Here is a 202-nt window from a genome sequence, read left to right as displayed (position 1 = left end):
CTCGTGGACGATGAAGTCGATCACGACCGGGCGGTCGTTGATGGCATTGGCCTCTTCGATGACCTTGTCGAGGTCGGCCGGGTCCTCGCAGCGCAGCGCCACGCAGCCCATGGCCTCGGAGAGCTTGACGAAGTCCGGGATGCGGGTGCCGGCCGAGGGCTTGCCGGCGCCGCTGGCCATCTCGGCGGGGCCGCTGTGCAGC

1 protein-coding gene is annotated in these 202 nt (G+C 69.8%); it reads right to left on the bottom strand.

All coding sequences use genetic code 11. The features are described from left to right. On the bottom strand, positions 1-202 hold a 202-nt coding region (locus IG62_RS42910; protein WP_037840518.1), incomplete at both ends, for a thiamine pyrophosphate-dependent enzyme.

The sequence above is a fragment of the Streptomyces sp. NRRL S-337 genome, assembly GCF_000720175.1.
Taxonomy (GTDB): domain Bacteria; phylum Actinomycetota; class Actinomycetes; order Streptomycetales; family Streptomycetaceae; genus Streptomyces; species Streptomyces siderophoricus.
This window is presented reverse-complemented; position numbering and strand designations above follow the sequence as displayed.